Origin of the sequence: Streptomyces sp. NPDC015345 (genome assembly GCF_043078805.1) — a bacterium.
Lineage (GTDB): Bacteria > Actinomycetota > Actinomycetes > Streptomycetales > Streptomycetaceae > Streptomyces.
Genome location: NZ_JBIBTX010000007.1, coordinates 349,948 through 365,128, shown reverse-complemented (window position 1 = coordinate 365,128; position 15,181 = coordinate 349,948). Strand labels below are relative to the sequence as shown.

Here is a 15,181-nt window from a genome sequence, read left to right as displayed (position 1 = left end):
GGTGCGCACCGATACGCTGATGACCTGATCACCGGATGTGCCGGGCGGCAACAGGTGTGCCGGACAAGGAAGTCGGGAAGAGCCGCAGGAGCGAAGGCGTCGCGGCGAGGGGGCGGCAGTGGCGGACGATGTATTCGACTTCAGGCCCGGGGCACAGGTCCCGCTCTCGGGCGCCGCGGGACAGACCGCGGCGACCCACGCCCTGGCCTCGGCGGCGTACCGCGACGGAGATGTCGACGAGATCCTGAAGGCCAACAGCGAGTGGCACAAGTCCGTGGTCAAACCCGGGCTCTGGTCACTGTTCAAGCCGAGCCTCGGTGAGGCGTTCGCGCGGACCGTGCAGGTGCGGATGCTCGGCGGCGGCCGCAAGCCGCTCATCCAGTCCTTCGGCATCGAGCCGCAGTCGGTGGTGGAGCACTGCCTCGCGGCGAACCGCATCCGCAAGGAGCGCGACAGCTGGCTCACGGCGGTGATGGTCCTGTGCGGCCTGCTGTTCCTGCCGGGGCTGATCGTCTGGCTGCTCGTCTTCACCATCAGGCGCCAGGTCGCCAAGGGTGAGAACAAGCGGGCGGGCGCGCTCGCCTCGGCCGTCCTGGTCGCCATGGGCGTGCTGGCCGTGCTCGCCCTGCTCAAGCTGCCCTTCGACGGCTTCTGGGCCTGGTATCTGCGGGCGTCGATCGTCCTGCCGGTGGTCGGCTGGTTCTGGGCCAAGCAGATCGCCGAGCGCACCGCCAGGGACATGCGCGAGCGCTGGGGGAGCCTGCTCTCGGGCGGCGGCATCGGCGCAAAGATCCCCGAGGCGGTGCCGGGCAGTCCCGGCGAGACGGCCGCCGAGCGGCTGCGGCAGGGCCTGGCCAGGCTCTCCGCCGAGCAGCAGAGCAACTCCGTGTTCTACGCCGGGCCCAAGGGCATATTGGGCATGGGCACGCGCTGGGGCAGCTGGCAGCTGGCCGAGGAGCTGGTGCCCGCCGAGGACGGCAAGGAGATCCACCCCTTCCGCAGCTGGGACGTCATACGGGCGGTGCACGACCAGCTCCGCATGCTGGAGCGCGGTCCCCTGCACACCGGCGGCTTCCCGACCCCGTCGATAAACCACTGGATCGTCTCCCCGATCGGGGAGAACGCCGGATCGGTGGCCCGCCCCACCGGCACGGACGTCGACGCCTTCCAGATCCGCGGCCACGAGATACAGCGCATCTGCAACGAACAGCAGTTCGGCAGCGGGGACCGGCACTACCTCGGTGTCCAGTTCACCCTCTGGGACGGCCAGCTGGTCATCACGATGCTCATCACGGTGACGGTGCTGCACGAGACGCTGCGCATCGAGGTCACCGGGCACGCGCTGGGCCCTGTGCACTCCCTGTTCACGACCAAACCCGAGCCCAAGACGAAGACCGTCTCCAAGGCCATCAAGTTCTGGGAGACCGTCGACCGCCACCTGCCGTTGGTCGACGCCGACGAGGTCGTACGCCTCGCCGTGCGCGCCCCCTTCACCTGGTACCCGCCGCTCCTGGACCACCTCGGCGGCAAGCTGGTCCTGCCCGAGCCCTTCGGCCTGCGGCACGCCTGGGCCGACAAGCCGTGGCGGCACCGCTTCATGGCCGACGACGCGCTGCGCGCCGCCACGCCCGTGCTGCGCGTGGTGCACTCCGCGGCCATCAAGGTCCTCGCGGAGAACGGCGTGAACACCGAGAAGTTCGGCACGCGCTCCGGCTTCCTCAGCGGGGCGATCCAGGACCCGATGCCGAGGAAGGCGGACGTGTACGACGCGTGACGGCCGTCGGCCCGCGACCCGGCGGTGCTCCGGGGCCGCGGGCCGTGGCCGGCAGTGCTAGCTGGTCGCGGGCCAGGCGTCCGCGAGCATCTTGCGGGTGTCGGCCAACAGCTGCGGCAGCACCTTCGTGTGCCCCACGACCGGCATGAAGTTGGTGTCGCCGCCCCAGCGCGGGACGACGTGCTGGTGCAGGTGCGCGGCGATGCCAGCACCCGCCACGGCTCCCTGGTTCATGCCGATGTTGAAGCCGTGCGCGCCGGACGCGGCGCGCAGGGCCGTCATCGCCTGCTTGGTCAGCTCGCCCAGCTCGGCGGTCTCGGGGGCGGTGAGATCGGTGTAGTCGGCGACGTGCCGGTAGGGCACGACCATCAGATGGCCGCCGTTGTACGGGTAGAGGTTCAGCACCCCGTACACGTGCTCGCCGCGCGCGATCACCAGGCCGTCCTCGTCGGACTTGGCCGGGATGGAGCAGAACGGGCAGCCGTCGTCGGCCCCCGGTCCCGTGGGCTTGTTCTCGCCCTGGATGTACGCCATCCGGTGGGGCGTCCACAGGCGCTGGAACGCGTCCTGCGTACCCACTCCGATCTGCTGCTCCGGCTCACTCGTCATGGTGGTCAGCATATTCCCCGGCGGGTGCGTGCCGAGGGGCGGCCCCGAACGGGACCGCCCCTGGAACCCCGCGGCGGCGGGGAGCACGTCACACCTGCACGCGACGCTCCACGGCATCGACGAGCTTCGCGATCGCCTCGTCACGGGGAATCCCGTTCTCCTGCGACCCGTCGCGGTAGCGGAAGGAGACCGCTCCGGCGTTCATGTCGTCGTCACCGACGATGACCATGAACGGCACCTTGGACTTCTGCGCGTTGCGGATCTTCTTCTGCATGCGGTCCGACGAGGCGTCCACCTCGACCCGCAGGCCCCGCTTCCTCGCCTCCTCGGCGAACTCCTGGAGGTAGGGCACATGCGCGTCGCCGACCGGGATGCCGATCGCCTGGACCGGGGCCAGCCACGCCGGGAACGCGCCCGCGTAGTGCTCGAGGAGCACGCCGAAGAACCGCTCGATCGATCCGAACAGCGCGCGGTGCAGCATGACCGGCTGCTGCTTGGAGCCGTCCGCCGAGGTGTACTCCAGACCGAACCGCTTGGGCTGGTTGAAGTCGACCTGGAGGGTCGACATCTGCCAGGACCGGCCGATCGCGTCCTTGGCCTGCACCGAGATCTTCGGGCCGTAATACGCGGCGCCGCCCGGGTCCGGGACCAGCGGAAGGCCCTGCTTCTCGGCCGCCTGGCGCAGCGCCTCGGTGGCCTCCGCCCAGTCTTCGTCGGAGCCGATGAACTTGTCGGAGTCGTCGCGGGTGGACAGCTCCAACTCGAACTCGTTCAGGCCGTAGTCGCGCAGCAGGTCCAGGACGAAGGTGAGGAGCTTGTCGAGCTCCTCGGCCATCTGCTCCTTGGTGCAGTAGATGTGCGAGTCGTCCTGCGTGAAGCCGCGCGAGCGGGTCAGGCCGTGCACGACGCCCGACTTCTCGTAGCGGTAGACCGTGCCGAACTCGAAGAGCCGCAGGGGCAGTTCGCGGTAGGAGCGGCCGCGCGACTTGAAGATGAGGTTGTGCATCGGGCAGTTCATCGCCTTCAGGCGGTAGTTCTGCCCGTCGAACTCGATCGGCGGGAACATGCCCTCCGCGTAGTGCGGCAGGTGCCCGGAGGTCTCGAAGAGGTGCTCCTTCGAGATGTGCGGGGTGTTCACGAACTCGTAGCCCGCGTCCTCGTGCCGCTTGCGGGAGTAGTCCTCCATCACCTTGCGGATCACGCCGCCCTTGGGGTGGAAGACCGCGAGGCCCGGGCCCAGCTCCTCCGGGAAGGAGAAGAGGTCCAGCTCGGAGCCGAGCTTGCGGTGGTCGCGCTTCTCGGCCTCGGCGAGGAACTCCAGATGCGCCTTCAGCTCGTCCTTCGACGGCCACGCGGTGCCGTAGATGCGCTGGAGCTGCGGGTTCTTCTCGCTGCCGCGCCAGTAGGCGGCGGCGGAGCGCATCAGCTTGAACGCGGGGATGTTCCGGGTGGTGGGCAGGTGCGGACCCCGGCAGAGGTCCTTCCAGCACAGCTCGCCGGTCTTCGCGTCGATGTTGTCGTAGATGGTCAGCTCGCCGGCGCCCACCTCAGCGTCCGCGCCGTCGGCGGCGTTCGCGGCGTTGCCCTTGAGGCCGATGAGCTCCAGCTTGTACGGCTCGTCGGCCAGCTCCACGCGGGCGTCGTCGTCGTTGGTGACGCGGCGCGAGAAGCGCTGGCCGCGCTTCTGGATCTCCTGCATCTTCTTCTCGATGCGCTTGAGGTCCTCAGGGGTGAACGGCTCCTTGACGTCGAAGTCGTAGTAGAAGCCGTCCCGGATGGGCGGGCCGATGCCCAGCTTGGCCTCGGGGAAGAGCTCCTGCACGGCCTGCGCCATGACGTGCGCGGTCGAGTGGCGCAGGATGTTCAGGCCGTCCTCGGAGGAGATCTCCACGGCCTCGATCTCGTCGCCGTCGGCGACGGCGTACGCCAGGTCCTTCAGCTCGCCGGCCACGCGGGCGGCGACGATGGTGCGCTCACCGGCGAAGATCTCGGCGGCCGTAGTGCCCGTCGTCACCACGCGCTCTTCCCGCTCGGAATCGCGTTGGATGATCACACGGACGTCAGACACCGGTCTCTCCTTGCAGAAGGGGGCTGCGGCGCTCTCTCTGATGCGCGCGCACTAAGGATCGTACCGAGCCGGGGGCACCCGCCGCGAAACGGTTGTCCCCGCCGCCCGGAAGCGCCCCCTCCGCACCGGCCTCCCGGCGGGCGCGCCCAGTCGCCGCCGCACGCCTCGCTCAGTCGCCGCCACACGCCTCCCCGAAGAAGTCGAGGTTCTCCTGGATCGACTTCATGAGCCGGTCCCGGTCCCCCTCGTCCACCCGCACCGGCACCACCCCGGTCGCCTCCGTCAGCCGCCGGAACCCGCCCCGGCTCTCCAGGCGCCCGTGCACCCGAATCGGCAGCCCGACCAGATGGGCGTGGCCCGCGACGCGGTACGACTCCTCGTCCAGGGTCATCCGCACGTGCGGGATCTCCGCCCCGCCGATCACCCGCAGCCGCACCGTGCCCTCCCCGCCCGGCGAGGAGCGCCGCATCCGCACCACGGTCCCGGTGATCCGCACCGGCACCGACGGCTCGTCGCGCAGATAGCGGGCGCCCGCCTCACGGAGCGCCGTCAGGTCGCCGGGCGAGAACTCGACGGGCTCGGCGTACGCCGCGCATCCCTCGGGCACCTGTGCGCCGGGCGCCCACTCCACGGCGATACGCGCCCCTTCGGTGCCCCGCACCAGGGCCACGATCGCCTCGGTCAGCTCATGGCTCACACCGGCCTCGACCGCCCCGTCGAAGGCGTCCATGCCGCCGGTGGCGCGCTGGTAGTCGACGGCCTCGCGGGCCGCGTACAGCGCCTGGTGCAGCCGGACCGCGAGTGGCCGCCCGGTCTGCACGGGCACGAACGCGGTGAGCCGGCGACCGTCGGGCGCGGGCCCCACCAGGACGCTCTCCAGGGCGGCGGTGGCGGGCCCGCGGTGCCGGGCGCCGTAGTACCCGGCCCGGCCGCGCGCGGCGAGCGCCCCGGCGAGCAGCATCCGCCGGGCCGCGGAGCGCAGTTGCTCCTCCACCGGCCAGGGCGCGGCCCCGGCGGGTCCCGTCGGCACATCGCGCCACCAGTGGATCTCGTCGCTGGGCACGCAGAGCCCGACGAGCACGTCACGGGCGGCCGGCGAGGCGCTGCGGGAGAGCGCGACGAGGGCCTCGCCGATCAAGTCCTCGCAGTCGGGGAAGGCCCGGCTCTCGGGCACCAGGAGGCTGGTGCCCCTGCCGTCGGGCCCCGGCGGCGTCCAGCGGGCATAGCGGCCCGGGGCTCCTCCGCGTCGTTGCCAGCCGTGCCGGGCGAGCAGCGCGGCGAGCACCGCGGGGTCGACGGTGCCGGGCTCGGGCGGGGCGGGCTCGGGCGAGGCGGTCCACGGGCCCGCGACCGGGGCGAGGTGCGGGTGCGGACGGGCGGGGTGCGGGGGCTCGTCGTGGGGGCGGCGCATCAGGGGCTGTCTCCCGTCCCGACCCGCGTCATGATCTCGCGGAGCGCGCGGTCGTCGAAGATCCGCGAGGTCGATATCCGCACGGTGGTCCTGCGCCGGCCGGTCACCGGGTGCCCGGCGAGGTTGGTCCAGTAGCAGCAGTGCCGCAGGTCGAGCCGGTCGTGACCGGCGCGCAGCCAGTCGTCCTGGGACCTGGGCACGAGCATCACGACGAGGATCTTGTGGACCGAGACCGGCGTGCGGGCGAGCTTCTCCAGGTGCGGGTTGTCGAGCGTGAAGGAGAAGGCGGGCCGGTCCGGGTCCGGCGCCGTCTGGTAGGTGCACTTCAGCTGGACCTTGATGGTGACCTCGTCGTCGACCGTGTGACCGGGGGCGCTGTGGCTGACGTGCCAGTCGATGCCGTTGTCCGGAAAGGGCTGGGAGAGCGAGCATCCCGCGGCCGCAGCGACGGCGTGCAGATAGCCCACCTGGAGGGTCTCCATACAGGCGGTGACGGCGAGTGTGCCGCGCGGCGGTGCGATCCGCTCGGGCAGCAGCCCACCCTGTTCGGGCCGCGCGAGCGCCATGTCCAACAGGCCTTTCCACAACGGTACTTCCCCGCTCGGGCCGTCAATGTCAAGGCCCGGTACCTCTGTTGTCTCCGGGCCGCGTACAGCGCAAACGGCCCGGGTATCACCAGCGTGGGCAGGGGACCGACGTCATCTGCCGGGACTGATCGAGGAGTTGCGTCACCATGACGTGCTGGTACGAGGGGCCCTTGGCCGCATTCGACACAGAGACCACGGGCGTCGACGTCGAGACCGACCGCATCGTGTCGGCCGCCGTCGTCGTCCAGCAGGGCGCGGGGACCCGTCCGCGCGTCACCCGCTGGCTGGTGAACCCGGGCGTTCCGGTGCCCGAGGAGTCCACCGCCGTCCACGGACTGACGGAGGATCATCTCCAGCGCAACGGCCGCTGGCCCGCGCCGGTGATGGAGGAGATAGCGCGCGATCTGGCCGAACAGGGCGCGGCAGGACGGCCGATCGTGGTGATGAACGCGCCGTTCGACCTGACCATCCTGGACCGGGAGCTGCGCCGGCACCGTGCCTCGTCGCTGAGCCGCTACATGGAGGGCTCGCCCCTCTGTGTGATCGACCCACGGGTCCTGGACAAGCAGCTTGACCGCTACCGCAAGGGCCGCCGCACACTGACCGATCTGTGCGCGCACTACGAGGTGGAGCTGGCGGAGGCGCACGACGCGGCGGCGGACGCGCAGGCCGCTCTCGATGTCGTACGAGCGGTGGGGCGCCGTTTCTCGGCCCGTCTGGAGCGGCTCTCCCCCGGCGAGCTGCACACGCTCCAGGCCGTCTGGCACGCGGCGCAGGCGCGCGGGCTCCAGGCGTGGTTCGCCAAGAGCGGCTCACCGGAGGCGGTGGACCCGGCATGGCCACTGCGTCCCGAACTCCGGGCGGCTGCCTGAGGCCCGACCGGCCGCGCACACCCGCAGCGCGACGCCGCGCGGGCAAGAAAAAACCGGTCCGTCTGCTGACGGACCGGCATTCTCCGGGTGGGCGATACTGGGTTCGAACCAGTGACCTCTTCGGTGTGAACGAAGCGCTCTCCCACTGAGCTAATCGCCCGGGAACGGACTGAACAATACAGGTCCGGGCGCCTTTCCTTCAAACCGCTGCCAGATACGCCGCGAGACCTCTGCGGCCCGCCCGCATCATGAGGGCGTGGTTGAGCAGGAACACGGGCCTTCCGGGGACCGCGAGGCGCCGCATCAGCGGCCGCCGCACCTCGACCTCCTGGTCGTAGCGGGCGCGCGTCCCTCTCGGCCCATCGGTCACCGTCCAGCGCGCCCAGCCCTCCAAGTCCCCGGCCATGGTGATCTCCAGGACCCCGGCTTCGGGGTCGCGCCGCCGCTCCCGCGCGGTGACGACGAGGTCGTACGGGAGGAAGGACCGGAAGCGGAAGACACCGTTGCGGTCGTCGTCCGAGGTCGCCTCGCGCACCTGTGGCCACCACAGCGGATAGTCCTCCACGCGCTCCAGGACGGCGTAGGCCTGTACGGGCGTACCGGGCAGATCCCACAGGCTGCGGAAGCGGTAGTGACACCAGTTCATGGAGGGATCCTGCCCGGTGGGGCCGGTGGGCACCGGATCTGAGTACGTCCTGAGTATCCGCGCCGATGCCGCCGGACGTGGCGCCGAACACACTCCCCAGGCATGACGAACATTCCGCCACCGGCCGACGAGCTGCGTCTCCTCGACTGGGAGCTGCGCCGGCTGGACGCGCGCAGGGCGCAGTTGCTGCGCCGCCGGGCCTGGCTGCTCGGTGTCCTGCGCGCGGCGGGCCCGGCCGTGCCGCCCTCTCACCCGGCCGGCCCGGCCGCCCCCGCTCCCCCGAGCGCGCAGAACGTCCTGCTGACGCTGGGCGGCGTGCTGCTGACCATCGCCGCGATCGCCTTCACGGTGGTGAGCTGGGGGCACCTGGGCATCGCCGGACGCAGCGCGGCCCTCGGGGTGGTGACCCTGGCGGCGCTCGCCGCTCCCGCGCTGCTGCTGCGGCGTTCGCTGCGCTCGACGGCCGAGGCGGTGGCGGGCCTGGGGCTCGCGCTGACCGTCCTCGACTCGTACGCGCTGCGCTACCTCGCCCTTCCCGAGACGGCGACGCTCGGTTACGCCGCGGGCACCTCCGTGGTCCTCGCCACGCTGTGGGCGGGGTACGGCCTGCTCCTCGGCGAGCTGCGCCTGCCGCTGCCGACGGCGGTGGCGACGGCCCAACTGCCCCTGATCCTCTGGGCGGGCGTCGTGGACGCGGGCGAGCACGCGATGGCGGCCGCGCTGCTCGTGACGGCGGCGTTCGACGCCGCGCTCGCGCTGTGGGCGACCGTCAGGTCCGTACGGGTCGTCGCGGTCGTCGGCGGCTGCGCGCTCGGCCTGTGGGGTGCGGCGGGCGCGGGCCTGCTGTCGCTGCGGGCCACGGACCCGACGGAGGCGGCGCGCGCCGGGGTGCTGCTGCTCTTCGCCGCGTTGATCGTTCTGGTGGTGGCGTGGCGGGCGAAGGAGACGCGGACCGCCGCCGGTGCGGCGGGCGCGGGTGGCCTGCTCGTGGTGGCCGCGTGCGGTGGCGTGCTGCGCACCGTCCTGCCGCCCGAGTGGACCGTCCCGGCCTGCCTGGTGTGCGGCGTCGCGCTGCTGACCGCCGTCCGCACGGCTCTGCCCCGGCCCGTGCGGATCGGCGCGGCGGGCGCGTCCGCCGTGGTCCAGGGCCTCGCGGTGCTGTGGGCGCTCCCCGTCGCCGCCGTGGCCCTGATCGGCCCGCTCGGCTGGGTCACGCGGATCTGGACGGGCGCCCCGCGGGACGCCCGGGCCGCCCTCCTCGTCGAACCACCCCTGTTCCACCCGCTCCTGGCGCCCCTGGTCCTCACGACCGTCGCCGCGGTCCTGCTCATGGTCTCCGGAGCGCTCAGCAGGGGGTCGGCTTCGCTCGGCTCGCTCTTCGGGAGTGGCGCCGCCGCGTATCCCGTCATCCGCTACGGCGCGGCGGCACTCGTCTGGGCCGCCGGTGTCGCCCTGCCGTCCGCGCTGGGCCTTCCGTACGCGGCCGGGCTGGGGGCCCAGATGACCGTGGCCGCGATCCTGCTGATCGTCGCCGCGCGCGCCACGTCCACCGCTTCCGCCCTGACGGCTTCGGCTCTGGCCCTGGTGTCCTCGGTGAGCGTCGCGTTCCTTTCGCTGGCCACGGAGGCGGCGACCCTCGGCACGCTCGGCGCGCTCACGGCCCTGTTCCTGGCCGCCTGCGTCCGGACGGCACGTCGGTTGCCATCGACACCGGGTGGGCCGGTGGCGGGGGCCGCGGCTCCGGCGCCGCATGGGCCCGGCGCGGTCGCGCTCACCGCGTGTGCGGCCCTCGCGTACGCCACCGCGCTCGTCTGCGCCGCCGGCGCCGCGGCGGGGCTGCGCCCGGAGCACATCGGGCCGGCCGTCCTCGCCGTCCCGGCCCTCGCCGCATTCGCCGCAGCCCGCCTCGGGCCGCACCCGGCGGCCCTGCCGATCGAGATCATGGCGGCCGCGTCCGGGGTCCTCGCCCTCACGCTCACGGTGGCGCATGCCCCGACGCTCGCGCTCGCGCTGGCCCTCTGCGGGCTCATCGCGGCGGGCACGGCACTGCGTCCCGACCGCCGCCCGGTGGGCTGCGCGGCCGTGGCCCTGCTCCTCCTGGCGAGCTGGGTCCGCCTCGCCTCCTGGGAGGTGGCGACACCGGAGGCGTACACGCTGCCGGCCACCGTCCCCGCGCTCCTCATCGGCCTGCTGCGCCGCCGCCGCGACCCCGAGGTCTCCTCCTGGGTGGCCTACGGTCCCGGTCTCGCCCTGACGCTGCTGCCGAGCCTCGCGGTCACCTGGGGCGACCCGCACTGGCAGCGCCCGCTGCTGCTCGGCGTCGCGGCGCTCACCCTGACACTGACCGGCGCCCGGCACCGGCTGCGCGCCCCGCTGGTCCTCGGCGGCACGGCGCTCGCCCTGGACGCGCTGCACGAACTGGCCCCGTACCTCGTACAGGTGGCGGGTGCCCTACCCCGCTGGCTGCCGCCCGCGCTGGCGGGACTGCTGCTCCTGGCCGTCGGCGCGACGTACGAGCAACGGCTGCGCGACGCGCGGCGGTTGCGGAATGTCCTCGGCCGAATGCACTGAATACGGGCCGTGGCACACGACGGCGTCCGCCATATGTGGACCCGTCAATTCCCTTGAAAAACAGAGGAAATACGAGAACGGCCCGGAGGCTCAAAGCCTCCGGGCCGCAATCCGGGGTGGGCGATACTGGGTTCGAACCAGTGACCTCTTCGGTGTGAACGAAGCGCTCTCCCACTGAGCTAATCGCCCCGGGCGCACGGAGAACATTACCGCATGTCAGCGGGTGCTTCCGACCGCCCCGGAGTCACCCCTCGGTCACTCCTTGATCTTCCACGGCATCGTGATGCCGAACTTCCAGACGTAGACCGCGACGAGCACCGCGACGATCACCAGGCCGATGGTCGTCAGGATGATGTTCCGGCGGCGCACCTTCGGGTCGAGCGCACGCTGTGCGGCCTCGGTGACCTTGCGTTTCGTCCAGCGCAGCACCAGCTGGGCCCAGACGAACTCGGTCGCCCAGATCGCCATTCCGCCGAAGATCACCAGCCAGCCGGGGCCGGGCAGCGGAAGCATGATGATGCCCGCGACGACCACCGCGAGCCCCACGATGAACACGCCGACCTGCCAGCTCAGGTGCAGCGCCTTGCGGGCCTGGATGTACTGCGGCGCCCGCGACCCGAGCGGCTGCTCGGCCTGCGTCCCGGGGGCCGGTTCCACGACCCCCGTGGGCTCCTTACGCCCGTTACTCCCCGTATTCATACGGCCAAACCCTACCGGACGGAAACCCGTCACCGGAATGGGTGCACGGACAGAAGAGAGAACCCGCCAGTCGAGCTACCTAAAGACACGCAAAACCCTCAGAGGGGTTTACAACGGCACCGTAGGTGGCATGTCGATTTCGCCGACGTGCGAATCCCCGAGCGCACACTGAGCGAAAGGCCCTGGCGCTTATGAACACCACGGTCAGCTGCGAGCTGCACCTGCGCCTCGTTGTGTCGAGCGAGTCCTCACTGCCTGTACCCGCAGGACTGCGGTATGACACGGCCGATCCCTATGCCGTGCACGCCACCTTCCACACCGGAGCCGAGGAAACGGTCGAGTGGGTGTTCGCCCGCGACCTCCTCGCCGAGGGCCTGCACCGGCCCACCGGAACCGGCGACGTCCGAGTCTGGCCGTCCCGGAGCCACGGTCAGGGCGTTGTCTGCATCGCCCTGAGCTCGCCGGAGGGCGAGGCTCTGCTCGAGGCCCCGGCGCGGGCCCTGGAGTCCTTCCTGAAGCGAACAGACGCGGCCGTGCCGCCCGGCACGGAGCACCGCCACTTCGATCTCGACACGGAACTGTCACACATCCTGGCCGAAAGCTAACGGCGCGGGAGCGTCGAGATCCCCTCACGCCGTCCGACTCGGGGCGACGGCGCAGGCAGTCACGACACCACAAGGCGCGACAAGCCGAGACAAGGCGAACAGAACAGTCACTGGCGCCGTCACCGCGGGTACCCCGCGGTGACGGCGCCGGTGCGTCTCCCGGGAGAGCCGCTAGCATCGGCCAGCATCGGCGGGCACAAGCCCGACCCCCCAGGCCAGGGAGCGCATCGTGCTGATCACCCACGACAACCGGTGTTCTCTCGACGCCGTGGTCGATCTGGTGAACACCGCACCCGAGGAGGACGGCCCCGACGGCCTCGCGGACCTCGCGGCGCTCAGTGACTTCGTACGAACGCACGAAGTGAGCGACGTCGGAGTGCTCTCGGAGCGTGACGTCGCCGATGTGCGCCGGGTGCGCGGCCGCTTCGCCGAGGTCTTCGCGAACCCCGAGCCCCGGGCCGCGTCCACGATCATCAACGAGCTGATCGCGGCGGCGGGCACCACGCCGCGCCTCACCGACCACGACGGCTACGACTGGCACATCCACTACTACGCGCCGGGGGCGTCCATCGCGGACCACCTGGCGGCCGACTGCGGGATGGCGCTGGCCTTCTTCGTGGTCGCCGGGGAGCAGGAGCGGCTGCGGCGCTGCGAGGCACCGGACTGCCGGCGCGCCTTCGTCGACCTCTCCCGCAACCGCTCCCGCCGCTACTGCGACAGCCGTACCTGCGGCAACCGTCTGCATGTCGCCGCGTACCGGGCGCGCCGCAAGGAAGCCGCGGGTTAGAGAAGCAGCAGGTCGTGGAGCGACGCCAGCAGGATCAGCATGCCGACCACCGTCAGAAAGATCATCAGCGGTGGCTGGGAGAGGGCGAAGAGGCAGCCTCGCGGTTCTTCGTCGGTGGCGTGCCGCTCTTCGTCGGCAGGTCGTCGCTCTTGGGCCGGTACCGCTTGCCGTCCGTCGTCCGGCGCGGCCGCATCGCCCTGTGTGGTGGTGTCCAGCATCTCGCGCTGATGATGACGCAGGCGGCGGGTCCCCGCTGACCAACACGCCCGAACGAGGGGGCAGTTCGCCGGATCCCGTGAACAGGGAAAGTCCAGGGCCCGACACGTTCCGTCCATGGCCCCCGGCCGTCCACCCCCGCGACACTCGGCGGCACCGCCCGCACTCGAACGAGGGAGCAGCCATGGTCATGGAACGCAGACGGCTGTTGACGACCGCGCTCGGCGCGGGCGCCCTGTCCGCCGCCCCGCTCCCCGCCGCGTCGGCCACGGCCGGCGATCCTGGACCGCGTCGGGTTCCACAACGACTACCTCACGCTGGGCGAGGGCCGGTGGGACTACTTCGTTCCCGGCAACCCCGGGTGGCCCACGTATCTCGACGTCTCGGGGACGCGGATGATGGACGGGGAGATGCCCTGGGACAAGGGCCAGAGCTCCGACCCGTACGCGTGGAGCACCGTCATCCCCGGTGTCGCCGCCGCCCGGCGGCTCCAGACACTCCGCTTCGACACCCTCTCGCTCGTGCACAACGCCACGGTCACCGTCCCGGCCTGGAAGGCGGCGCCGCTCACCGAGCGGCAGGCCTTGGACGCCCGTCTCCCGGTGTCGGACGGGTACTTCAGGGATCGCGAGGGGCGACCGGCGGCCCGCACCCAGTTCGAGTACCTGCGCGACCACCTCGGCTACCGGGTGGAGGTGCGCGAGACGCGCTACGACCTGGCCGCGGCGCTGCGCCGCGGCCGGCTGCCGGTGGAGGTGGACGTCGTCAACCGCGGCTTCGCACCGCCCAAGCACCGGCGGCCCGTACGGCTGGTGCTGCTCGACGCACGAGGGCGGACGGTGGCCGCGGCCGACACCAGCGCCGACTGGCGCGACTGGCGACCCCAGGGGCGCGCGGAGACCGGCGACGACCACGCGCCGCGCCCTCGACGGTGCGCGCGGAGCTGGCCCTGCCCGCCGGTGCGCGGGGTCCGCACCGCATCGGGCTCGCCCTGCCCGACCCGGCGTTCCCCGCACGCGGCCGGGCCGTGCGGTGCGCGAACGCCTCGGTGGCGTGGGTGGACGGCGTGAACGTGCTGGCCGAGGTCCGGCTGCCCTGACGGCGGGCCCGGCCAAAGGCGTGCCGGGGCCTTCGGGCCTTCGGGCCGCCCGTGTCAGATGCCGTGCTTCTTCAAGATGGCCTCGATGTCGCTGAAGTCCTCCGTGGGCGCGGCGGCCTTCGGCTTGGCGGCGGGGCGCGCGGCGGCCGGGCGGGCGCCCTCGCCGAGCGAGGGCGCGGAGGCCGTGGGGGCCACCGCCTCGCGCCGGTCGGCCTTCGCGGCCTTGCGTTCCTTGCGGGTGCCGCCCCTGCGGCGCTCCACCGCGCGTGTGCCGAGGAAGATCAGCCAGGCCGCGCCGAGCACGCCGAAGCCGACCCACGCCTTGAGGCTGAACGCGGTGTCGGCGGCCCATCCGACGACGCCCGTCAGGACGAGCCCGACGGGCACCAGGGAGTACGCGGCGAGGCGGGCCGCGGTCAGGAACCGCTTGCGGTAGGCCGAGACCGCGGCGATGCCGAGCCCGGCCGCGGATACGGCGGAACAGACGGTCTCGGCAATCATCCGGCCCTCCAGGCATACAGGCGTACGTCGTGCGTGACGTGGTCGTCCCTTCCATCCTGCACCGGGTGGGCCCCGCCAAGCCACGCCCGGGCCGGACCTCAGGGACATATCCGGGTCATCTCGGGGTCCGGCCTCCTCCCCAGGTGCCGGTCCGCGCTCCCGCTCCCGGTTGGGAGGCGTCACCGGCGGCTGGGAGACTGTGCCCATGAGCGACTCCCCTCCTGACCACTCCGCCCGCCCCGTCGTCCTCGACGTCTGGTGCGAGCTCCAGTGCCCCGACTGCCGTACCGCCCTCGACGACGTACGCGCCCTGCGTGCGCGCTACGGCGACCGCGTCGAGCTGCGCCTTCGGCACTTCCCCCTGGAGAAGCACAAGCACTCCTTCGCCGCCGCGCAGGCCGCCGAGGAGGCCTTCGAGCAGGGCAAGGGCTGGCCGTACGTCGAGGCCGTGCTCGCCGGGGTCGAGGAACTGGACCGCCGGGGCGAGCCGTTCCTGGTGGACACCGCCAGGGAACTCGGTCTGGACGCCGAGGAGTTCGACACCGCCCTCATCGACGGCCGGCACATCCTGATCGTCGACGCCGACCAGGCCGAGGGCAAGGCGATCGGGGTCACCGGCACGCCGACGTACGTCATCGGCGGCGAGCGCCTGGACGGCGGCAAGAGCCAGGAAGGGCTGCGCGAGCGCATCGAGGAGATCACCGACCGGCTGCTGGCGGCCGAGGGCTCCTAGTCC

General features: G+C 72.0%; 15 protein-coding genes and 2 tRNA genes. 7 read left to right on the top strand and 10 right to left on the bottom strand.

Annotated elements, in window-relative coordinates; all coding sequences use genetic code 11:
- Positions 1 to 118 precede the first annotated feature (118 nt).
- A complete protein-coding gene (locus ACF062_RS28660; RefSeq protein ID WP_392142535.1) occupies positions 119 to 1,774 on the top strand; it encodes a hypothetical protein in 1,656 nt (551 codons plus the stop codon).
- Positions 1,775 to 1,831: 57 nt separating this feature from the next.
- On the opposite strand, the gene ACF062_RS28655 is transcribed toward ACF062_RS28660, so the two are convergent.
- From ACF062_RS28655 to ACF062_RS28640, 4 genes are all read right to left on the bottom strand, one after another.
- Complete coding sequence (locus ACF062_RS28655; protein WP_392142533.1) at positions 1,832 to 2,395, bottom strand: HIT family protein; 564 nt, start codon at positions 2,393 to 2,395, stop codon at positions 1,832 to 1,834.
- A 76-nt stretch (positions 2,396 to 2,471) separates the two neighbouring features.
- A complete protein-coding gene (gene thrS, locus ACF062_RS28650; protein WP_392142531.1) occupies positions 2,472 to 4,451 on the bottom strand; it encodes a threonine--tRNA ligase in 1,980 nt (659 codons plus the stop codon).
- Between the two features lie 169 nt (positions 4,452 to 4,620).
- The gene (locus tag ACF062_RS28645; RefSeq protein WP_392142529.1) at positions 4,621 to 5,862 is read right to left on the bottom strand and encodes a hypothetical protein; all 1,242 of its coding nucleotides are present in this window, start codon (positions 5,860 to 5,862) and stop codon (positions 4,621 to 4,623) included.
- Entirely contained in the window at positions 5,862 to 6,428 is a 567-nt protein-coding gene (locus ACF062_RS28640; RefSeq protein WP_392142527.1) for a DUF4365 domain-containing protein, read from the bottom strand. Before ACF062_RS28640 ends, ACF062_RS28645 begins: the two co-directional genes overlap by 1 nt.
- A gap of 167 nt (positions 6,429 to 6,595) precedes the next feature.
- Here ACF062_RS28640 and ACF062_RS28635 point away from each other — a divergent pair, with 167 nt between their 5' ends.
- Positions 6,596 to 7,321, top strand: a complete 726-nt coding sequence (locus tag ACF062_RS28635) for a 3'-5' exonuclease (RefSeq protein WP_392142525.1) — start codon at positions 6,596 to 6,598, stop codon at positions 7,319 to 7,321.
- A gap of 88 nt (positions 7,322 to 7,409) precedes the next feature.
- On the opposite strand, the gene ACF062_RS28630 is transcribed toward ACF062_RS28635, so the two are convergent.
- Positions 7,410 to 7,481: transfer RNA gene (locus tag ACF062_RS28630), tRNA-Val, on the bottom strand.
- Positions 7,482 to 7,520: 39 nt separating this feature from the next.
- Positions 7,521 to 7,967: an SRPBCC family protein gene (locus ACF062_RS28625; RefSeq protein ID WP_392142523.1), complete on the bottom strand. Its 447-nt coding sequence runs from the start codon at positions 7,965 to 7,967 to the stop codon at positions 7,521 to 7,523.
- 102 nt (positions 7,968 to 8,069) lie between these two features.
- On the opposite strand from ACF062_RS28625, the gene ACF062_RS28620 reads away from it, so the two are divergent.
- On the top strand, positions 8,070 to 10,538 hold the full coding sequence (locus ACF062_RS28620) for an SCO7613 C-terminal domain-containing membrane protein (protein ID WP_392142521.1): 2,469 nt from the start codon (positions 8,070 to 8,072) through the stop codon (positions 10,536 to 10,538).
- A 117-nt stretch (positions 10,539 to 10,655) separates the two neighbouring features.
- Here the strand turns inward: ACF062_RS28620 and ACF062_RS28615 are convergent.
- A tRNA-Val gene (locus tag ACF062_RS28615) sits at positions 10,656 to 10,727 on the bottom strand.
- Positions 10,728 to 10,793: 66 nt separating this feature from the next.
- A complete protein-coding gene (locus ACF062_RS28610; RefSeq protein WP_223773578.1) occupies positions 10,794 to 11,237 on the bottom strand; it encodes a TIGR02611 family protein in 444 nt (147 codons plus the stop codon).
- 191 nt (positions 11,238 to 11,428) lie between these two features.
- Between ACF062_RS28610 and ACF062_RS28605 the strand changes: the two genes are divergently transcribed.
- The gene (locus tag ACF062_RS28605) at positions 11,429 to 11,842 is read left to right on the top strand and encodes an SsgA family sporulation/cell division regulator (protein ID WP_003959770.1); all 414 of its coding nucleotides are present in this window, start codon (positions 11,429 to 11,431) and stop codon (positions 11,840 to 11,842) included.
- A 229-nt stretch (positions 11,843 to 12,071) separates the two neighbouring features.
- Positions 12,072 to 12,629: a CGNR zinc finger domain-containing protein gene (locus ACF062_RS28600; protein ID WP_223773579.1), complete on the top strand. Its 558-nt coding sequence runs from the start codon at positions 12,072 to 12,074 to the stop codon at positions 12,627 to 12,629.
- Here ACF062_RS28600 and ACF062_RS28595 read toward each other — a convergent pair.
- Positions 12,626 to 12,847: a hypothetical protein gene (locus tag ACF062_RS28595; protein ID WP_223773580.1), complete on the bottom strand. Its 222-nt coding sequence runs from the start codon at positions 12,845 to 12,847 to the stop codon at positions 12,626 to 12,628. The two genes, ACF062_RS28600 and ACF062_RS28595, sit on opposite strands and share 4 nt — an antisense overlap.
- A gap of 276 nt (positions 12,848 to 13,123) precedes the next feature.
- Here ACF062_RS28595 and ACF062_RS28590 point away from each other — a divergent pair, with 276 nt between their 5' ends.
- Positions 13,124 to 13,915, top strand: a complete 792-nt coding sequence (locus ACF062_RS28590; RefSeq protein WP_392142692.1) for a DUF4832 domain-containing protein — start codon at positions 13,124 to 13,126, stop codon at positions 13,913 to 13,915.
- A gap of 83 nt (positions 13,916 to 13,998) precedes the next feature.
- Here ACF062_RS28590 and ACF062_RS28585 read toward each other — a convergent pair whose 3' ends face one another.
- A complete protein-coding gene (locus ACF062_RS28585) occupies positions 13,999 to 14,445 on the bottom strand; it encodes a hypothetical protein (protein WP_392142518.1) in 447 nt (148 codons plus the stop codon).
- Between the two features lie 205 nt (positions 14,446 to 14,650).
- On the opposite strand from ACF062_RS28585, the gene ACF062_RS28580 reads away from it, so the two are divergent.
- Positions 14,651 to 15,178, top strand: a complete 528-nt coding sequence (locus ACF062_RS28580; protein ID WP_392142516.1) for a DsbA family protein — start codon at positions 14,651 to 14,653, stop codon at positions 15,176 to 15,178.
- Positions 15,179 to 15,181: the final 3 nt, after the last annotated feature.